Here is a 16,542-nt window from a genome sequence, read left to right as displayed (position 1 = left end):
CCAGCAGGCGGCTGTCGCCGCCTGCTTTCAAGGTTTACGGCTAACTGGCACATCCCGCTGTTTAAGCTCATCGACAAAACACGACGGCGCGTCTTTATTAAACAGCAGCCATACCCGATGCCGTGCACGCGTAAGCGCCACGTAAAGCAAGCGTCTCTCTTCTGCATCAGGAAAATCTTCTACCGCCGGCAGCAGCGCCTCCTCCATAATTGACTCGCGGGCCGGTGCCGGGAAACCATCATTACCGTCATGAAGCCCGACAATAATGACGTAATCCGCCTGCTGCCCTTTACTGGCATGGATAGTCATAAACTCAAGCTGTAGCTTGGGCCAACGGGTCGCCGCCTTCTCCAGGCTGGCAGGTTTCAGATGATGATAGCGCGCCAGTACCAGAATTCGCTCCTCGGCTTTCGCAAAACCAGACAGCTTATCCAGCAGCGCATCCAGCTGGCTTTCATCCAACAGCGTCACCGCTTTTTTGTCACCAACCGTCAGGCTGTTAAGCGGTTTTGCAAGTTGATGCGGGTTTTGCTGAATAAAACCGTTGGCTACCTCTCCAATACGGCTATTGAAGCGGTAAGTGGTATCCAAATCGCAGCGATCGCCCTCGCCAAAGGTGTGATGGAAGGCAGTAGTTAACGAAAGCTGTGCGCCACTAAAGCGATAAATAGCCTGCCAATCGTCTCCTACAGCAAACAAGGTGGTCTGTGAATTTTGCTGTCGCAACGCAGCCAGCAACGCTGCGCGCTGGGGGGAAATATCCTGAAACTCATCAACCAGAATATGTTTCCACGGGCTGATAAAACGCCCCTTTTCCAGAATGACGATGGCCTGATGAATTAGCCCGGAAAAATCAACGGCGTTTTCTTCTTTCAGGGCGCTCTTCCATGCTTTAAGCAACGGCGCCATGAGCTTGATACGTTTACTGAATAGATCGCGAATGTCCTCCGGCGCATTGGCAATCATTTCCGCTTGCGCCCCCCCGTGCATACGCATCAGGCTAACCCAACGATCCAGCCTCGGGGCCAGGCGACGCTGCAGTTTTTCATCATCCCAAAAATTACCTTCAGGTACTGACCACTGCATCTCTTCTTCTAACCATTGCCGCCAGCCTTTGGCCTGCGCCTTTTTCTCACTACACTGCTGACGCCAGGCGGTAATAAAAAGTTTATGGCGCGCGGGGGTATCGTTTTCAAGCTTGCTTACCGTTGGGACCTTTTTACTGCCCTGCTGAATGATGTGCAGCGCCAGCGAGTGGAACGTCCGGGCGGTGATGTCTTCTGTATGCAGTCGCTCACGAATCCGCTCATCCATTTCCTCGGCCGCTTTGCGACCAAACGCCAGCAGCAGAATTTGTTCGGCCATCGCGTCTCCCTTTGCCAGTAGCCAACCTGCACGTGCCACCAGCACAGATGTTTTGCCACTTCCCGCACCCGCAAGCACGAGTAACGATTGCTCACCGTTAACCACCGCCCGGGCCTGAGCCGGATTCAGCGGCGAAGATTCAATCTGCTGGAAGAACTCGGCGTGCTCTGTCAGCATTGCGTCGGTATAGGCTTGATTATGCTGCAACCGGCAGGCTTCAATATCCTGCAACCATGCCTGACACTGGCGTATTGCCTCGCGACAGTTGTCAAACTCCTCCAGCCTTTCAACCGGCAACGGCAGCGCCGCGAAAGCGCGACGGATTTGCTGTTGCAGGCCTGCCGTTTGGTTGCGTGTCAGCCATTTATTTTCATGGGTACGGGCCGCAATCGTCTCGAGCTGCTCCTGCAAAACCGTGGCGGCGACCTCGCTCATTTCCTGGCTCCACTGCTGCCAAAGCATGTTGAGATGGCGATGAAAACGCTGAGTTTCTGCCCATTCCGTCCCATGAAGTCGCACAACCTTATCGCCCGGGAGTACAAATTCGAGTTCCCCCCATACGAGGCCCCGTTTGCAATGAATAGCCAGTAATTGATTGAATGGAATAAGATACTCGTGACGATCGCCGGAAACTTTAATCCCGGCATTAAGAATAACGGCCCGATCGTACGGGTGTTGCGCCAGACGTTTTCCAATAGAAGTAGCTTTCAGTTCCATAAGGCTTAAGCGGATCCACACGAAGAGGTTTACTTATCAGTGTAACCGCCAGAGAAAACGTGCTCCAGCCCAAAAAAACGTTACAATTGCCGAATTCACCAAAAACCAGAGTTAACCGAGAGTTTATGCGTACAGTTCTGAATATTTTAAATTTTGTGCTCGGGGGGTTCGCCACCACCTTAGCCTGGTTACTGGCAACGCTGGTCAGTATCGTGCTTATTTTTACCCTGCCATTAACCCGCTCATGCTGGGAGATAACGCGCCTTTCTCTGTTTCCCTATGGCAACGAAGCCATTCATGTTGATGAACTCAACCCGGCAGGTAAAAATGTTCTTCTGAACACCGGCGGAACATTACTGAATATTTTTTGGCTGATTTTCTTCGGCTGGTGGCTGTGCCTGATGCATATTGTCTCCGGTATTGCCCAGTGCATCACGATTATTGGTATTCCGGTGGGGATTGCTAACTTTAAGATTGCCGCAATTGCACTCTGGCCCGTCGGTCGGCGCGTGGTCTCGGTAGAAACTGCCCGCGCAGCACGTGAAGCCAATGCGCGTCGCCGCTTTGAATAACCAGGACTGATGGCCTTTATGTTAAGTCCTCTGCTCAAACGCTATACCTGGAACAGCACCTGGCTGTACTACGTGCGAATTTTTATTGCACTTTGTGGCACCACCGCGCTGCCCTGGTGGCTGGGCGACGTCAAGCTGACTATCCCGCTGACGCTGGGCATGGTGGCCGCCGCGTTAACCGACCTCGACGATCGTCTAGCTGGTCGCTTGCGCAATTTGATCATTACGCTGATCTGTTTTTTTATTGCCTCAGCGTCCGTCGAGCTTCTCTTCCCATGGCCGTGGCTGTTTGCCATTGGATTAACGCTTTCAACCAGCGGCTTTATTCTGCTTGGCGGATTAGGCCAGCGCTATGCGACGATCGCCTTCGGCGCATTGCTTATCGCTATTTACACCATGCTGGGCACGTCACTGTACGATCAGTGGTATCAGCAGCCGATACTACTGCTCGCCGGGGCTATCTGGTACAACCTGCTGACATTGACCGGACATCTCCTGTTCCCAATCCGTCCATTGCAGGATAATTTGGCGCGCAGCTATGAGCAGTTAGCGCACTATCTGGAGCTGAAATCCCGTCTGTTTGATCCCGACATTGAAGATGAAAGCCAGGCACCGCTCTACGATTTAGCGCTGGCCAATGGGCAACTGATGGCGACGCTAAACCAAACCAAAGTGTCGTTGCTAACCCGCCTGCGCGGTGACCGTGGGCAACGGGGAACACGTCGCACGTTACACTACTATTTTGTGGCGCAGGATATACACGAACGCGCAAGCTCTTCGCATATTCAATACCAAACGCTACGCGATCACTTCCGTCACAGCGACGTGATGTTTCGCTTCCAGCGCCTGATGTCTATGCAGGGGCAAGCCTGTATGCAGCTGTCACGCTGTATTTTATTGCGCGCACCCTACCAACATGACCCACATTTTGAGCGCGTTTTCACCCATATCGATGCCGCACTTGAGCGCATGCGTGTTAATGGTGCGCCTGCAGACTTGCTTAAAACATTGGGATTTTTGCTCGCTAACCTGCGTGCTATCGACGCGCAATTGGCAACAATTGAGTCCGAGCAGGCGCAGGTCATTTCGCGCAATGAGTCCGAAAATCAGCTTGCCGATGACAGCCCACATGGGTTCAGCGATATCTGGTTGCGTCTGAGCCGTAACTTCACCCCCGAGTCAGCCCTATTTCGCCATGCTATCCGCATGTCGTTGGTGCTCTGTGTCGGATACGCCATCATCCAGATAACCGGTATGAACCATGGATACTGGATCCTGCTAACCAGTCTGTTTGTCTGTCAGCCAAACTACAACGCCACCCGACATCGCCTGGCCCTGAGAATTATTGGTACCTTAGTCGGAATAGCGATTGGTTTACCCATTTTGTGGTTCGTCCCCTCTCTGGAAGGGCAGCTCATCCTGTTGGTGATTACCGGCGTGCTCTTTTTCGCCTTTCGCAACGTACAGTATGCCCATGCGACCATATTTATCACCCTGCTGGTATTATTATGCTTTAACCTGCTGGGAGAAGGGTTCGAGGTCGCACTGCCGCGAGTCATCGATACGCTGATCGGCTGTGCGATTGCCTGGGCTGCCGTCAGTTTTATCTGGCCAGACTGGCGTTTTCGTAATTTACCACGGGTCATCGAACGAGCAACGGATGCTAACTGCCGCTATCTGGACGCTATCCTTGAGCAATATCATCAGGGCCGTGATAACCGTCTGGCATACCGAATTGCCCGCCGTGATGCACATAACCGTGATGCGGAGCTTGCTTCCGTGGTGTCGAACATGTCGAGTGAACCAGATGTTACAGCCCAAACGCGCGAAATGGCATTCCGTTTGCTGTGCCTCAACCATACCTTCACCAGCTATATTTCCGCTCTCGGCGCTCACCGGGAACAGCTGACTAACCCGGAAGTCCTGGCATTACTGGACGACGCGGTCTGCTATGTTGATGATGCGCTTCATCATCAACCCGCTGACGAGCAGCGCGTATACCAGGCTCTGGAAAGTCTTAAACAACGGATTCAACATCTTGAAACGAGCCAGGACACAAAAGAACCGCTGGTCGTACAACAGGTTGGATTATTGATTGCGCTGTTACCAGAAATCAGTCGGTTACAGCAACAAATCGCGGCATTACCCATTAGTAACCCGGTTCAGGCTTAAGTGAACTCACCCACTCAACCAACTCCCGGCGGCGAACCGTCGGGAGTGCAGCTTCATGTATCCCACTGATTGCACCCTCAAGCGCATAAAGAATTTTCACTGTCAGCGATGGGTTAATTTGCAAAAGCTTTAGCCAACACATTTGAGCACCCAGGGTGCGTAATGTATTCTCATCGTTAATCCCGGCTTCACTCAGTAGGGTCTCCAGATGAAAGGAAATGTTCGGCAGTTCCCGTAACCGGTGTTGCGAAACACGCGTCTGCTTTTCTTTTACTGCGGCATCCAGCGAATATCGTGATAAAGACACCAACTGCGGATGGTTTCGCCACAGCGCATCATTAACTTGATAATAGTTGAGTATCACGGGACGTCCCCGCTTCATAAACGTCAACCAGACCGGGGAATGTTTGACACAGTACTGTACGCTTTGCTCACAGGCCCGCAGGTATAACTCACCGTCGGCAACCATTGCAAAGACCGTATCGCCCACCGTCAGGCTATAACTGCCAAATAAAGAGCGGTAGCTAATTGTACCTAAAGAGGCCAAATATTCTTGTGATTTATAGATCCTGGCATAAGAGAGGTTTTTCATAAAAGTCCTTTTAAATCATAAGATAATGGAATGATTTCCAGTAACAGATCCGTTAATGACGACGATAGGCAACTTAGCCCCAAGGGGCAAGATGAATTTTATATTTCCCGCCACGACGGCTAAAAATTGCGAGTCTGTTTCCGAAAATAAGGTTGATCTTTAGTGATAGCAGAGTTACTGTACATCCATACAGTAACTCACAGGGCTGGATTGATTATGTACACTTCAGGCTACGCAAATCGTTCTTCGTCGTTCTCTTCAACATCAAGCAATAGTGCGCGCGTTTCTTCAGAAAATGCGACTGCCGGGCTTATCAGTGAAGTGGTCTATCGCGAGGACCAGCCCATGATGACGCAATTACTGCTATTACCCCTGCTTCAGCAGTTAGGACAGCAATCACGCTGGCAGCTCTGGCTTACGCCACAACAAAAGCTGAGCCGTGAATGGGTGCAATCAGCGGGGCTTCCATTAACGAAAGTTATGCAAATTAGTCAACTCTCTCCCTGCCACACGTTAGAATCGATGGTTCGCGCGCTGCGCACCGGCAATTACAGCGTGGTTATCGGCTGGCTGACTGAAGAATTAACAGAAGATGAACATGCAGAACTGGTGAAAGCTGCAGATGAAGGGAATGCAATGGGATTTATTATGCGTCCTGTTCGCGCTCAGGCACTTGCGGGGAGACAGCATTCCGGGCTAAAAATTCACTCGAATTTGTATCATTAAGTAAAATTAGGATTAATCCTGGAATTTTTTTTCATACCTCAATCTGCCATTGAGATATAACGCATATTTTGTGTGAACGCCTGTCAGAAGCGGTTTTAGAGAAGTTTTGAGTTCAATTAATCAGCCATAAATGTTAAATATTGTGTATACAAGCCTTTTTTTTTCATATGCCTGACAGAGTTCACACTTGTAAGTTTTCAACTACGTTGTAGACTTTACATCGCCAGGGGTGCTCGGCTTAAGCCGCAGATATCGGTAGAGTAACTATTGAACTGATCCCCGGGTGAAGGATTTAACCGTGTTATCTCTCTGGAGATAGTCATGGCGAATTTTGGATGATAACGAGGCGCAAAAAATGAAAAAGACAGCTATCGCAATTGCAGTGGCACTGGCTGGTTTCGCTACCGTGGCGCAGGCCGCTCCGAAAGATAACACCTGGTATGCTGGTGCTAAAATGGGCTGGTCTCAGTTCCATGACGTAGGCAACAACCAGATCAACAACGCCGGTCCTACCCACGAAAGCCAACTGGGTGCTGGTGCGTTCGGTGGTTATCAGGTTAACCCGTACGTTGGTTTTGAAATGGGTTACGACTGGTTAGGTCGTATGCCGTACAAAGGCTACACCGACGGCACTCATCAAAACGGCGCTTTCAAAGCTCAGGGCGTTCAACTGACCGCTAAACTGGGTTACCCAATCACTGACGATCTGGACGTTTATACCCGTCTGGGTGGTATGGTTTGGCGTGCTGACGCTAAAAACAACGAAGGCTTTAAAGACCACGACACTGGCGTATCCCCAGTATTCGCTGGCGGCGTAGAGTATGCAATTACTCCTGAAATCGCTACCCGTCTGGAATACCAGTGGACCAACAACATCGGTGATGCGAACACCGTTGGTGGTCGTCCGGATAACGGTCTGTTGAGCGTTGGTGTTTCTTACCGTTTCGGCCAGCAGGAAGAAGCAGCTCCAGTAGTTGTAGCTCCGGCTCCGGCTCCAGAAGTCCAGACCAAGCACTTCACTCTGAAGTCTGACGTTCTGTTCAACTTCAACAAAGCGACTCTGAAACCAGAAGGCCAGCAGGCTCTGGATCAGATGTACAGCCAGCTGAGCAACCTGGATCCGAAAGACGGTTCCGTTGTGGTTCTGGGCTTCACTGACCGTATCGGTTCTGACGCTTACAACCAGAGCCTGTCTGAGAAACGTGCTCAGTCCGTTGTTGATTACCTGATCTCTAAAGGTATTCCTTCTGACAAAATCTCTGCACGTGGCATGGGCGAATCTAACCCAGTTACTGGCAACACCTGTGACAACGTGAAAGCTCGCGCTGCACTGATCGACTGCCTGGCTCCGGATCGTCGTGTTGAGATCGAAGTTAAAGGCATCAAAGACGTTGTAACTCAGCCTCAGGCTTAAGTTCTCGTCTAATAAAAAACCCCGCGATGCGGGGTTTTTTTTCACCTGTGGTTCACCATAAAAACGTGGGTGCTCAGCACACCGAAGCCGACATCAGGCTATTCTTTTCCCAGCAACGCTTGTAAATCCTGCTTCAATGTGGACATTTTGTTCGCGTACTTCTCTTTATGCTCAGCGTCTTCAATCAGCTGCACGATGGTTTCAGAAAGCGTTTTTCCACGCCGCTGCGCAAGCCCTGCTAAGCGCTGCCAAACCATGAACTCCAGATCGATAGATTTCTTACGCGTATGCTGATGCTCTGCATTAAAGTGCCGCTTACGCCTCGCGCGTATGGTTTGCTTCATACGATTTTGCAGCGCGGCATTCATGTGTTCTTCAATCCAGGTATTCACCCGAACCGGTTCATTTTCGAGGGTTAGCAATAAATCAACGGCTTCTTCGGCAGCGCTGGCTTCCACGTAACGGGTAATCAACTCCCCTTCACGATGCTTTTTCACCAGATACTTCCATTTCCAGCCGCTTTCAAGATTTTCAAGTTGTTGATATTTCATTGCGATCTCAATGTTACCGTGTAACTCTTATCAGAATATCAGCTTTTTGGGCATCTGAAGAAAAGAATATCCAGCCTGTGAACTGTCGCGCGTCATCATCCCCGTTTAGCGGTGCATTCCACGTGTGCAGTGCTGACGGTTACGGTATAATCTCGTTTTTTACAACAGACTAAAAAACATCAACTTTGACCATTACGAAACTTGCATGGCGTGATCTGGTTCCTGATACTGACAGTTATCAGGAAATATTTGCACAGCCGCACGTCACTGACGAAACCGATACCTTACTCAGTGATACTCAACCACGCTTACAATTTGCGCTTGAGCAACTGCTTCAGCAATGGGCGACGTCCTCCTTTATGCTGGTGAAAGCGCCGGAAGAGCTTGAGTATCTCAATCTTATCGCCACGGCTGCGCGCTCATTACATACGGATGCCGGAAGCTTAACCGGAGGTCATTACGACATCTCTGGGCACACTATCCGTTACCGTGCAGCACAGCACGCAGAAGACAATTTTGCGACCTTAACTCAGGTAGTCAATGCTGACTGGGTTGAAGCCGAACAACTGTTTGGCTGTTTGCGTCAGTTCAATGGTGAAATTACGCTGCAACCGGGACTGGTGCATCAGGCAAACGGGGGCGTGCTGGTTATCTCATTACGCACCCTATTGGCTCAACCCCTGCTGTGGATGCGCCTGAAAGCCATTGTCAGCCACGAGCGCTTTGACTGGGTAGCTTTCGACGAATCTCGTCCACTTCCTGTCTCCGTACCGTCTATGCCGCTGAAACTGAAAGTGGTGTTAGTCGGTGAGCGTGAGTCGCTGGCCGATTTCCAGGAAATGGAACCAGAATTAGCTGAACAGGCAATTTACAGCGAGTTTGAAGATAATCTGCAGATAGTGGATGCTGAAACCATGACCCAGTGGTGTCAGTGGGTCACGCATACCGCCATACGCAACAATCTTCCCTATCCCGCCCCTGACGCCTGGCAAACGCTGGTGCGTGAGGCCGTTCGTTATACCGGCGATCAGGCGACATTACCGCTTAATCCGCTGTGGATCATCCGCCAGTTCAAGGAAGTGGCCCCCCTTTGTGAAGGCGAAACCTGCAGCGCAGAACAGCTGGGTCTGATGCTGGCGCAACGCGAATGGCGGGAAGGTTTCCTGGCCGAACGCATGCAGGATGAGATCCTGCAAGAGCAGATCCTTATCGAGACGGAAGGCGAGCAAATTGGACAAATAAACGCGCTGTCGGTGATTGAGTTTCCAGGGCATCCTCGCGCGTTTGGTGAACCTTCTCGTATCAGCTGCGTTGTGCATATTGGCGATGGCGAATTTACCGATGTTGAGCGTAAAGCCGAACTGGGCGGAAATATTCATGCCAAGGGTATGATGATCATGCAGGCGTTCCTGATGTCGGAACTGCAGCTCGAACAGCAAATCCCCTTCTCTGCCTCGCTAACCTTCGAGCAATCCTACAGCGAAGTAGATGGAGACAGCGCATCCATGGCTGAACTGTGCGCATTAATTAGCGCCCTTGCCGATGTTCCTGTCAATCAAAGCATCGCGATTACCGGTTCTGTCGATCAGTTTGGCCGGGCACAACCTGTCGGTGGCCTGAACGAGAAAATTGAAGGTTTCTTCACTATCTGCCAGCAGCGTGAATTAACCGGTACGCAGGGCGTGATTATCCCTTCAGCCAACGTCAGGCACCTGAGCCTACCGCCAGCCCTGTTACAGGCCGTTGAAGAAGAAAAGTTCACTATTTGGGCGGTGGATGACGTGACCGATGCGTTACCACTGTTGTTAAATTTGGTGTGGGATGGCGAAGGCCAAACAACGTTGATGCAAACTATCCAGGAGCGTATTGCTGCGGCAACGCAACAGGAAGGTCGTCACCGTTTTCCATGGCCGCTGCGTTGGCTGAACTGGATTATTCCGAACTGATCGGACTTGTTCAGCGTACACGTGTTAGCTATCCTGCGTGCTTCAATAAGATAAGGCTTACAGAGAACATGGTAGATAAACGCGAATCCTATACAAAAGAAGACCTTCTTGCCTCTGGTCGCGGTGAGCTGTTTGGCGCAAAAGGCCCACAACTGCCTGCACCAAGCATGCTGATGATGGACCGTGTCATCAAGATGACCGAAACCGGTGGCAACTTTGACAAAGGTTATGTTGAAGCTGAACTGGATATCAACCCGGACCTGTGGTTCTTCGGTTGCCATTTTATTGGCGATCCGGTGATGCCAGGCTGCCTGGGTCTGGATGCCATGTGGCAGCTGGTTGGATTCTATCTCGGCTGGCTCGGTGGTGAAGGTAAAGGCCGTGCACTGGGCGTGGGTGAAGTGAAATTCACCGGTCAGGTTCTGCCGACCGCGAAGAAAGTCACTTACCGCATTCACTTCAAACGTATCGTTAACCGCCGCCTGATCATGGGCCTGGCAGATGGTGAAGTGCTGGTTGATGGTCGTCTGATCTACACGGCGAACGATCTGAAAGTAGGCCTTTTCCAGGATACGTCTGCGTTCTAATTGCGGACATCTGTTAGCCTGATAAGATGCTACAAAAGGCGAAACCTCCGCAATGCGGAGGTTTCTTTTATCTAAAGAGACAGAATCAGGCCATTAACACCCTATCCCCCATGGCTTCTCGCCAGCCTCCCAGCCAGTATGACCTTTGATTCAGCGTCTGATAGGGACACATTTCTTTTGAGCGTCCGGCGATGCCGGCCTGATATCCACGTTGATGTGCCCGTTCCAGGCGATCTCGTTTTTGTCTCTTCATGCCTCGTTTCCCTCATCTTTGGGTCTGGTGGAAAAGAAAACAGTGATTACTAAGTGTGCAATCACACTAAACGAATACCCCGAAACATCAGACTCGTCAATGCGCAAAATTCACGCCAGTGTCATATTTGTGAGCTACCCGGTAAATCATCTATACAAAAATCATGAGTCAGAACAGTTATATCAGTCGTGAAAAAAATAAAAAAAACCGCCCAGGGCGCTGAGCCGAAGGCGGTGTAATTTACAATTATTTAAGCTTAAGGAATGCGTTTCAGTTCTTGAGCGATAGCCGTCGCCTCCTGACTCCATGCGCTGGCCAGTACCTTCACCATCTCATCATAGCCATCTTGCGTCTGCATGGCTTCGATGTGGAACGGGCGCTTAATCAGTTGTCCCTGGTGATTCAGCAACCATTCACCACTGACGATCACTTTACCATCGTAGCGGCCATGGAAGCCGGTTACCGTCACATTGAGCGTGTCCTGCGTACTGCCCAACGGTTGAGAGGCAACCACCCACCCTGGCAACTGCGTGCTCAGGTTGGCGACGAGAGTGTTACGCAATTGCTGATCTAACGGGCTGGCCCACAGATTACTGTTGGCAATAACGTACTTCACATCACTGGTTTGGTACACCACGCCATTACCTGCCAGGTAATCCGGTACCGCCACCTGCTCAACCCACAACAGGCGGTTACCCTGGTTAGCGCTACTCTGTACGCCCCCTTGGGCGATAGGGAGCTGGTAATAGCTTTTATTCTCTCCGCTGGAGCTACATGACGTCAGCCAGACCGCCATCATCACCACTAGCCACTTTTTCATTGTTTCGCCCTCTTCGGCTCTGGATCTTTTTTGTCCTTCGCTTCAAACACCAGCGCGTTACTCTTATCGTTCAACGTTTTCAATACCGGCTGCAGCTCACGCAGAACCTGATCAAGACGCTGCATATCTGCCACCATCTTGTTATAGGCCGCAGAACCTGGCTGGAAGCCCTGCATGCTACGATTCAGTTCGCGCAGTGTATTCTGCATATCCGCAGGAAGCTGCTGCATCGACTGGCTACCGGTGATCTTATTCATGTTATCCAGCGTCGTTTGCAGATGTTTCATCGTGCGCTGGCTTTCTGAAAGTGTCGTGGTCGCCTGCACAATCATCGGATTCAGTGGCAGATTATTAATCTTATCCAATGCTTCCATCAAACGTTGCTGGATCTGCGCCAGACCACTGCTCACGGTCGGGATAATTTGGTAACCATTAAATTCGCGCACGCCCGTAATCGGTGGATCCTTCGGATAGAAGTCCAGATCGACATACAGCGCCCCGGTGACCAAATTCCCTGTTTTCAGGGATCCTCTTAATCCACGCTTGAGCAATTCGGCCAGATGGGTACCGACATCAGTATCTTCACCCAACTGCGCCTTAAGGCGTTCTGGTTCAATGCGCACCAGCACCGGAATACGATAATCATCATTGAACACCTGACGCATATTCGGGGCAAAGAAAGGCACCTTGCTAACCGTACCGAGGCGAATACCACGGAACTCCAGCGGCGCACCAGGCTGCAACCCGCGAATCGAGTCTTTAAAGAACATCAGGTAATCAATGTGATCCGTATACAGCGAGTCCTGAATACTTTTTTGATCGTCATACAGGCTAAACGTGGCCTGTTGTGCAACCGGCTGGCCTTGTTCTAACCCCTCCGGCACATCAAAGCTGACTCCACCGCCAAACAGCGTGGTTAGCGATCCCATTTCTACACGCATCCCCGCCGAGGTGAGATCGACGGCAATACCGCTGTCCTTCCAGAAACGTACGTTGCTGGTGACCAGGCGATCGTTTGGCGCATTAATGAAAAGCTGATAGCTGATGGAGCGTTTTTGCGCATCAAAGGTGCTGGTCTCAACTGACCCTACGCGATACCCGCGGAACAACACCGGGTCTCCCGGGCTAAGCTGACCGGCTTTTTTGCTGTCCAAAATCACGCGGATCCCCTTCGCATCTGGCGGTGCCAGCGGTGGAGAGTCCAGCAACTGATAATTGGCGAGCTGGCTGCCTTTGTTACCCGGCTGCAGTTCAATATACGCCCCGGATAACAGCGTGCCTAAGCCACTGATACCTTCACGTCCCACCTGCGGCTTCACTACCCAAAAGACCGAGTCTTTATGCAGCAGCTTTTCCATACCAGAATTGAGACGTGCTTTAATTTCCACATGCGTCAAATCGTCGGTCAACGTGGCACTCTCAACGACGCCGACATCCACGCTGCGGCTCTTGATCGTGGTTTTGCCACCTTCAATACCTTCAGCATTGGTTGTAATCAGCGTGACGACCGGCCCCTGATGACTGTAGTGATAAAACAGGACCCACGCGCCGATGAGTGCGGTGACGATTGGGAATATCCACACGGGCGACCAGTTTTTAACCTTTTGCACTTTGGCTTCCCCACTTTTAGATTCCATGCTGTCAGGACTCCTCATGGCCTGGTTCTGGTTCACGGTCCCACGACAGACGTGGATCAAACGTCATCGCAGAAAACATTGTCATAATGACGACTAAAGCAAACATCAATGCACCCATTGCAGGATAAATGTTCATCAACCCTCCCATACGCACCAGCGCAGAGAGTACCGCAATAACAAAAACATCGATCATTGACCAACGACCGACAAATTCCACAACTTCATAAATGAAATGCATACGTTCACTGTCGCGTTTGCCGTGCCCTTTGGCATCCCAGCACAGCCAGGCAATGGCGATCATTTTTAGCGTCGGCACCAGAATACTGGCAATAAAGATGACCGCTGCCACCGGATAAGAACCTTCGCTCCAGATTAAAACAACGCCTTCAATAATGGTTGATGGCAGTTTTGACCCTAACAAATCGGTAATCATGATCGGCATAATATTGGCGGGCAGATACAGCATGATCGACGTGAACAGGAGTGCCAGCGTCCATTGCAGACTGTTTTTACGTCGCACGTAGCCCGTTGTCTGACAGCGCGGGCAGACCGGCTCGTCAGCGGGAAGAATCGCGGTACAACAGGAGCAGGAACGCAACCCTTGGTGAATACCGGGTACACCGGGTTTTAAGACCTGCTTAACCTCCGGCATTGGCGCGATATCATCCCACAGCCAGCGACGATCGACACACTGAAAGGCACGCAACTGAAGAACGCAAAATAGGCACCACGGGATAAAGCTGCTCCCCACGCCGATATCGCCATAAGCCATCAGCTTAACAAAGCTCACCAACACGCCTGCGAGGAAAATTTCTGCCATTCCCCAGCTTTTTAACTGAAACAGAATCCGCGCTAGCCACGCTTTCAGCCGCCAGGGCATCTCAACCCGGTTCACCAGCAATAAGATGGTGAACAGGCAAAAAGCAGGAACCAACTGCACGAATAATAAAAAGAAGGTGCCAAGACTGGCGTAGTCTTCTGAAAACAGAACGCCGGGGATTTCCAGCAACGTGACTTCGCTGCTCACCCCTGCGACATTCATGTTCACAAAGGGAAAAAGGTTCGATAAAAGCAGCATGAACAATGCTGCGATAACATACGCGGTGGGACGCTGTCTTGGCGCGTCCCACGCAACGGTTAATGTCGTGCCACATCTTGGACATGCCGCTTTTTGACCATGCGTCAGGCTCGGTAATGCCACCAGCATGTCACACTGCGAGCACAAAATATGCTTCGCGGCATGGTGATGTTCGCACATATGCGCTCCTTTAATTATGCGCCATTCTTCAAAGACTCAAGATACTCCCAGCGCTCAAAGGCTTGCTCAAGTTCTTGTTCCGCTTCGCTCAGATTAGCTAATACCTGCTGCGTTTGCTCATGTGGCTGACTGAAAAAAGAAGCATCAGCAACCTGGGCCTGCAACGTTTCCAGTTTAGCTTCCAGCTCTTCAAGCTGCGCAGGGAGCTGCTCCAGTTCGCGCTGGTGTTTATAGCTTAGTTTGCTGGTGCCGCGTTTTACAATTTCTGCTTTAGGGGCAGCAACTTCCTCTGTTTTTTTGGCAACAGGCTGTTTAAACGCCACATACTGTGACTGCTGCTCACGTGCGTCATGGTAACCGCCTACATAACGACCAATTTTGCCGCCGCCTTCAAAGATCCAACACTCGGTAACGGTGTTATCGACAAACTGACGATCGTGGCTGACCAGCAACACGGTTCCCTGATAACCGTCAATCAACTCTTCGAGAAGTTCCAGCGTTTCGACGTCGAGATCGTTCGTTGGTTCATCGAGAATCAAAAGATTGCTGGGCTTCAGAAAAAGACGCGCCAGTAACAGACGGTTTCGTTCCCCACCGGAGAGTGCACGCACTGGTGTCATCGCTCGCTTAGGGTGGAACAGGAAGTCCTGCAGGTAGCCCAGCACGTGACGTGGTTTACCGTTGACCATCACCTCTTGCTTACCTTCCGACAGGTTATCCATGACGGTTTTATCCGGATCCAGCTCCGCGCGGTGTTGGTCAAAATAAGCCACTTCCAGCTTGGTACCGACATGGATACGACCGCTGTCAGCCTGTAACTGACCCAACATCAGCTTGATTAGCGTTGTTTTACCGCAACCGTTAGGTCCAATTAGCGCAATTTTGTCACTACGCTGTACCTGCGCCGAGAAGTCTTTCACCAGTTGTTTACCGTTAATCTGGTAATCAACATTCTCCATTTCAAAGACGATTTTACCCGAACGGCTCGCCTCTTCGACCTGCATCTTCGCGGTACCCATCACTTCACGACGCTCGCCACGCTCACGACGCATCGCCTTCAGCGCACGCACGCGGCCTTCGTTACGTGTACGGCGCGCTTTAATGCCCTGACGGATCCAAACCTCTTCCTGCGCCAGTTTGCGGTCAAACTCCGCATTCTGAAGCTCTTCTACACGCAGCGCTTCTTCTTTCTCCAGCAGGTACTGATCGTAATTACCCGGATAGGTCACCAGCTTGCCGCGATCGAGATCGACAATACGCGTTGCCATATTGCGAATAAACGAACGGTCGTGAGAAATGAAGATGATCGTTCCATTGAAGGTTTTCAGGAACCCTTCCAGCCAGTCGATGGTTTCGATATCCAGATGGTTGGTCGGTTCATCCAGCAACAATACGCGTGGATTGCTGACTAACGCCCGGCCCAGTGCGGCTTTACGCAGCCAACCGCCGGAAAGCGATGCCAGTTCCATGTCTGGCTCCAGCCCAAGCTGTTCCAGTACTTCATTGATGCGGTTTTCCAGTTGCCACAGATTGTGGTGATCCAGCTGTTCCTGAACCTTCGCCAGTTCCTGCAGGTTTTTATCACTCGGATCGGTGATCACCAGATGCGAAATATCATGGTAACGCTTGAGATACACCGCCTGCTCTGCAATCCCTTCGGCAACGAAATCGTAGACGGTACCCTGCACGTTACGCGGCGGATCCTGCTGCAGACGTGCCACAACCAGATCCTGTTCATAAATAATACGTCCGTCGTCAAGACCCTGTTCACGGTTGAGGATCTTCATCAGCGTCGATTTGCCCGCGCCGTTACGGCCAACCAGACAAACGCGCTCGTTATCTTCGATATGCAGTTCAGCATTATCAAGAAGCGGCGCATCGCTGAACGACAGCCATGCACCATGCATACTGATTAATGACATTTATTTTTCC

14 protein-coding genes are annotated in these 16,542 nt (G+C 51.1%); 6 read left to right on the top strand and 8 right to left on the bottom strand.

The window, feature by feature from the left end; all coding sequences use genetic code 11:
* Window positions 1-27: 27 nt before the first annotated feature.
* Complete coding sequence (gene helD, locus FCH32_RS07200; RefSeq protein ID WP_174360691.1) at window positions 28-2,082, bottom strand: DNA helicase IV; 2,055 nt, start codon at window positions 2,080-2,082, stop codon at window positions 28-30.
* A 125-nt stretch (window positions 2,083-2,207) separates the two neighbouring features.
* Here helD and FCH32_RS07195 point away from each other — a divergent pair, with 125 nt between their 5' ends.
* Window positions 2,208-2,654, top strand: a complete 447-nt coding sequence (locus FCH32_RS07195) for a YccF domain-containing protein (protein ID WP_096757638.1) — start codon at window positions 2,208-2,210, stop codon at window positions 2,652-2,654.
* Window positions 2,655-2,672: 18 nt separating this feature from the next.
* Window positions 2,673-4,826: a YccS family putative transporter gene (gene yccS / locus FCH32_RS07190; protein WP_174360690.1), complete on the top strand. Its 2,154-nt coding sequence runs from the start codon at window positions 2,673-2,675 to the stop codon at window positions 4,824-4,826.
* Here the strand turns inward: yccS and FCH32_RS07185 are convergent.
* Window positions 4,804-5,418, bottom strand: a complete 615-nt coding sequence (locus tag FCH32_RS07185) for a TfoX/Sxy family DNA transformation protein (RefSeq protein ID WP_174360689.1) — start codon at window positions 5,416-5,418, stop codon at window positions 4,804-4,806. The two genes, yccS and FCH32_RS07185, sit on opposite strands and share 23 nt — an antisense overlap.
* Before the next feature lie 216 nt (window positions 5,419-5,634).
* On the opposite strand from FCH32_RS07185, the gene sulA reads away from it, so the two are divergent.
* Together sulA and ompA are read left to right on the top strand one after the other, a co-directional pair.
* Entirely contained in the window at window positions 5,635-6,144 is a 510-nt protein-coding gene (sulA, locus tag FCH32_RS07180) for an SOS-induced cell division inhibitor SulA (RefSeq protein WP_096757640.1), read from the top strand.
* 355 nt (window positions 6,145-6,499) lie between these two features.
* The gene (gene ompA, locus FCH32_RS07175) at window positions 6,500-7,558 is read left to right on the top strand and encodes a porin OmpA (RefSeq protein ID WP_115259970.1); all 1,059 of its coding nucleotides are present in this window, start codon (window positions 6,500-6,502) and stop codon (window positions 7,556-7,558) included.
* Between the two features lie 98 nt (window positions 7,559-7,656).
* Here ompA and matP read toward each other — a convergent pair whose 3' ends face one another.
* A complete protein-coding gene (matP, locus tag FCH32_RS07170; protein ID WP_096757641.1) occupies window positions 7,657-8,109 on the bottom strand; it encodes a macrodomain Ter protein MatP in 453 nt (150 codons plus the stop codon).
* Between the two features lie 185 nt (window positions 8,110-8,294).
* Between matP and FCH32_RS07165 the strand changes: the two genes are divergently transcribed.
* Together FCH32_RS07165 and fabA are read left to right on the top strand one after the other, a co-directional pair.
* Complete coding sequence (locus FCH32_RS07165; RefSeq protein WP_115258918.1) at window positions 8,295-10,055, top strand: AAA family ATPase; 1,761 nt, start codon at window positions 8,295-8,297, stop codon at window positions 10,053-10,055.
* A gap of 68 nt (window positions 10,056-10,123) precedes the next feature.
* A complete protein-coding gene (fabA, locus tag FCH32_RS07160; protein ID WP_003035875.1) occupies window positions 10,124-10,642 on the top strand; it encodes a bifunctional 3-hydroxydecanoyl-ACP dehydratase/trans-2-decenoyl-ACP isomerase in 519 nt (172 codons plus the stop codon).
* Window positions 10,643-10,727: 85 nt separating this feature from the next.
* Here fabA and rmf read toward each other — a convergent pair whose 3' ends face one another.
* From rmf to FCH32_RS07135, 5 genes are all read right to left on the bottom strand, one after another.
* Window positions 10,728-10,895 carry a ribosome modulation factor gene (rmf, locus tag FCH32_RS07155; RefSeq protein WP_003035871.1) on the bottom strand — a complete coding sequence of 56 codons (168 nt, stop codon included), beginning with the start codon at window positions 10,893-10,895 and terminating at the stop codon, window positions 10,728-10,730.
* A 256-nt stretch (window positions 10,896-11,151) separates the two neighbouring features.
* Window positions 11,152-11,715, bottom strand: coding sequence for a membrane integrity-associated transporter subunit PqiC (gene pqiC, locus FCH32_RS07150; RefSeq protein WP_096757644.1), 564 nt, complete (start codon window positions 11,713-11,715; stop codon window positions 11,152-11,154).
* Window positions 11,712-13,352, bottom strand: a complete 1,641-nt coding sequence (pqiB, locus tag FCH32_RS07145; RefSeq protein WP_117341732.1) for an intermembrane transport protein PqiB — start codon at window positions 13,350-13,352, stop codon at window positions 11,712-11,714. The genes pqiC and pqiB overlap by 4 nt, the downstream gene beginning before the upstream one ends.
* Before the next feature lie 4 nt (window positions 13,353-13,356).
* Window positions 13,357-14,610, bottom strand: coding sequence for a membrane integrity-associated transporter subunit PqiA (gene pqiA / locus FCH32_RS07140; RefSeq protein WP_096757646.1), 1,254 nt, complete (start codon window positions 14,608-14,610; stop codon window positions 13,357-13,359).
* 14 nt (window positions 14,611-14,624) lie between these two features.
* Complete coding sequence (locus tag FCH32_RS07135; protein WP_096757647.1) at window positions 14,625-16,532, bottom strand: ABC transporter ATP-binding protein; 1,908 nt, start codon at window positions 16,530-16,532, stop codon at window positions 14,625-14,627.
* Window positions 16,533-16,542 lie beyond the last annotated feature (10 nt).

It is taken from the genome of Citrobacter gillenii (assembly GCF_013337685.1).
Classification (GTDB): domain Bacteria; phylum Pseudomonadota; class Gammaproteobacteria; order Enterobacterales; family Enterobacteriaceae; genus Citrobacter; species Citrobacter gillenii.
The sequence above is the reverse complement of the archived record's forward strand: the minus strand, read 5'-3'. Positions and strand labels throughout refer to the sequence as shown.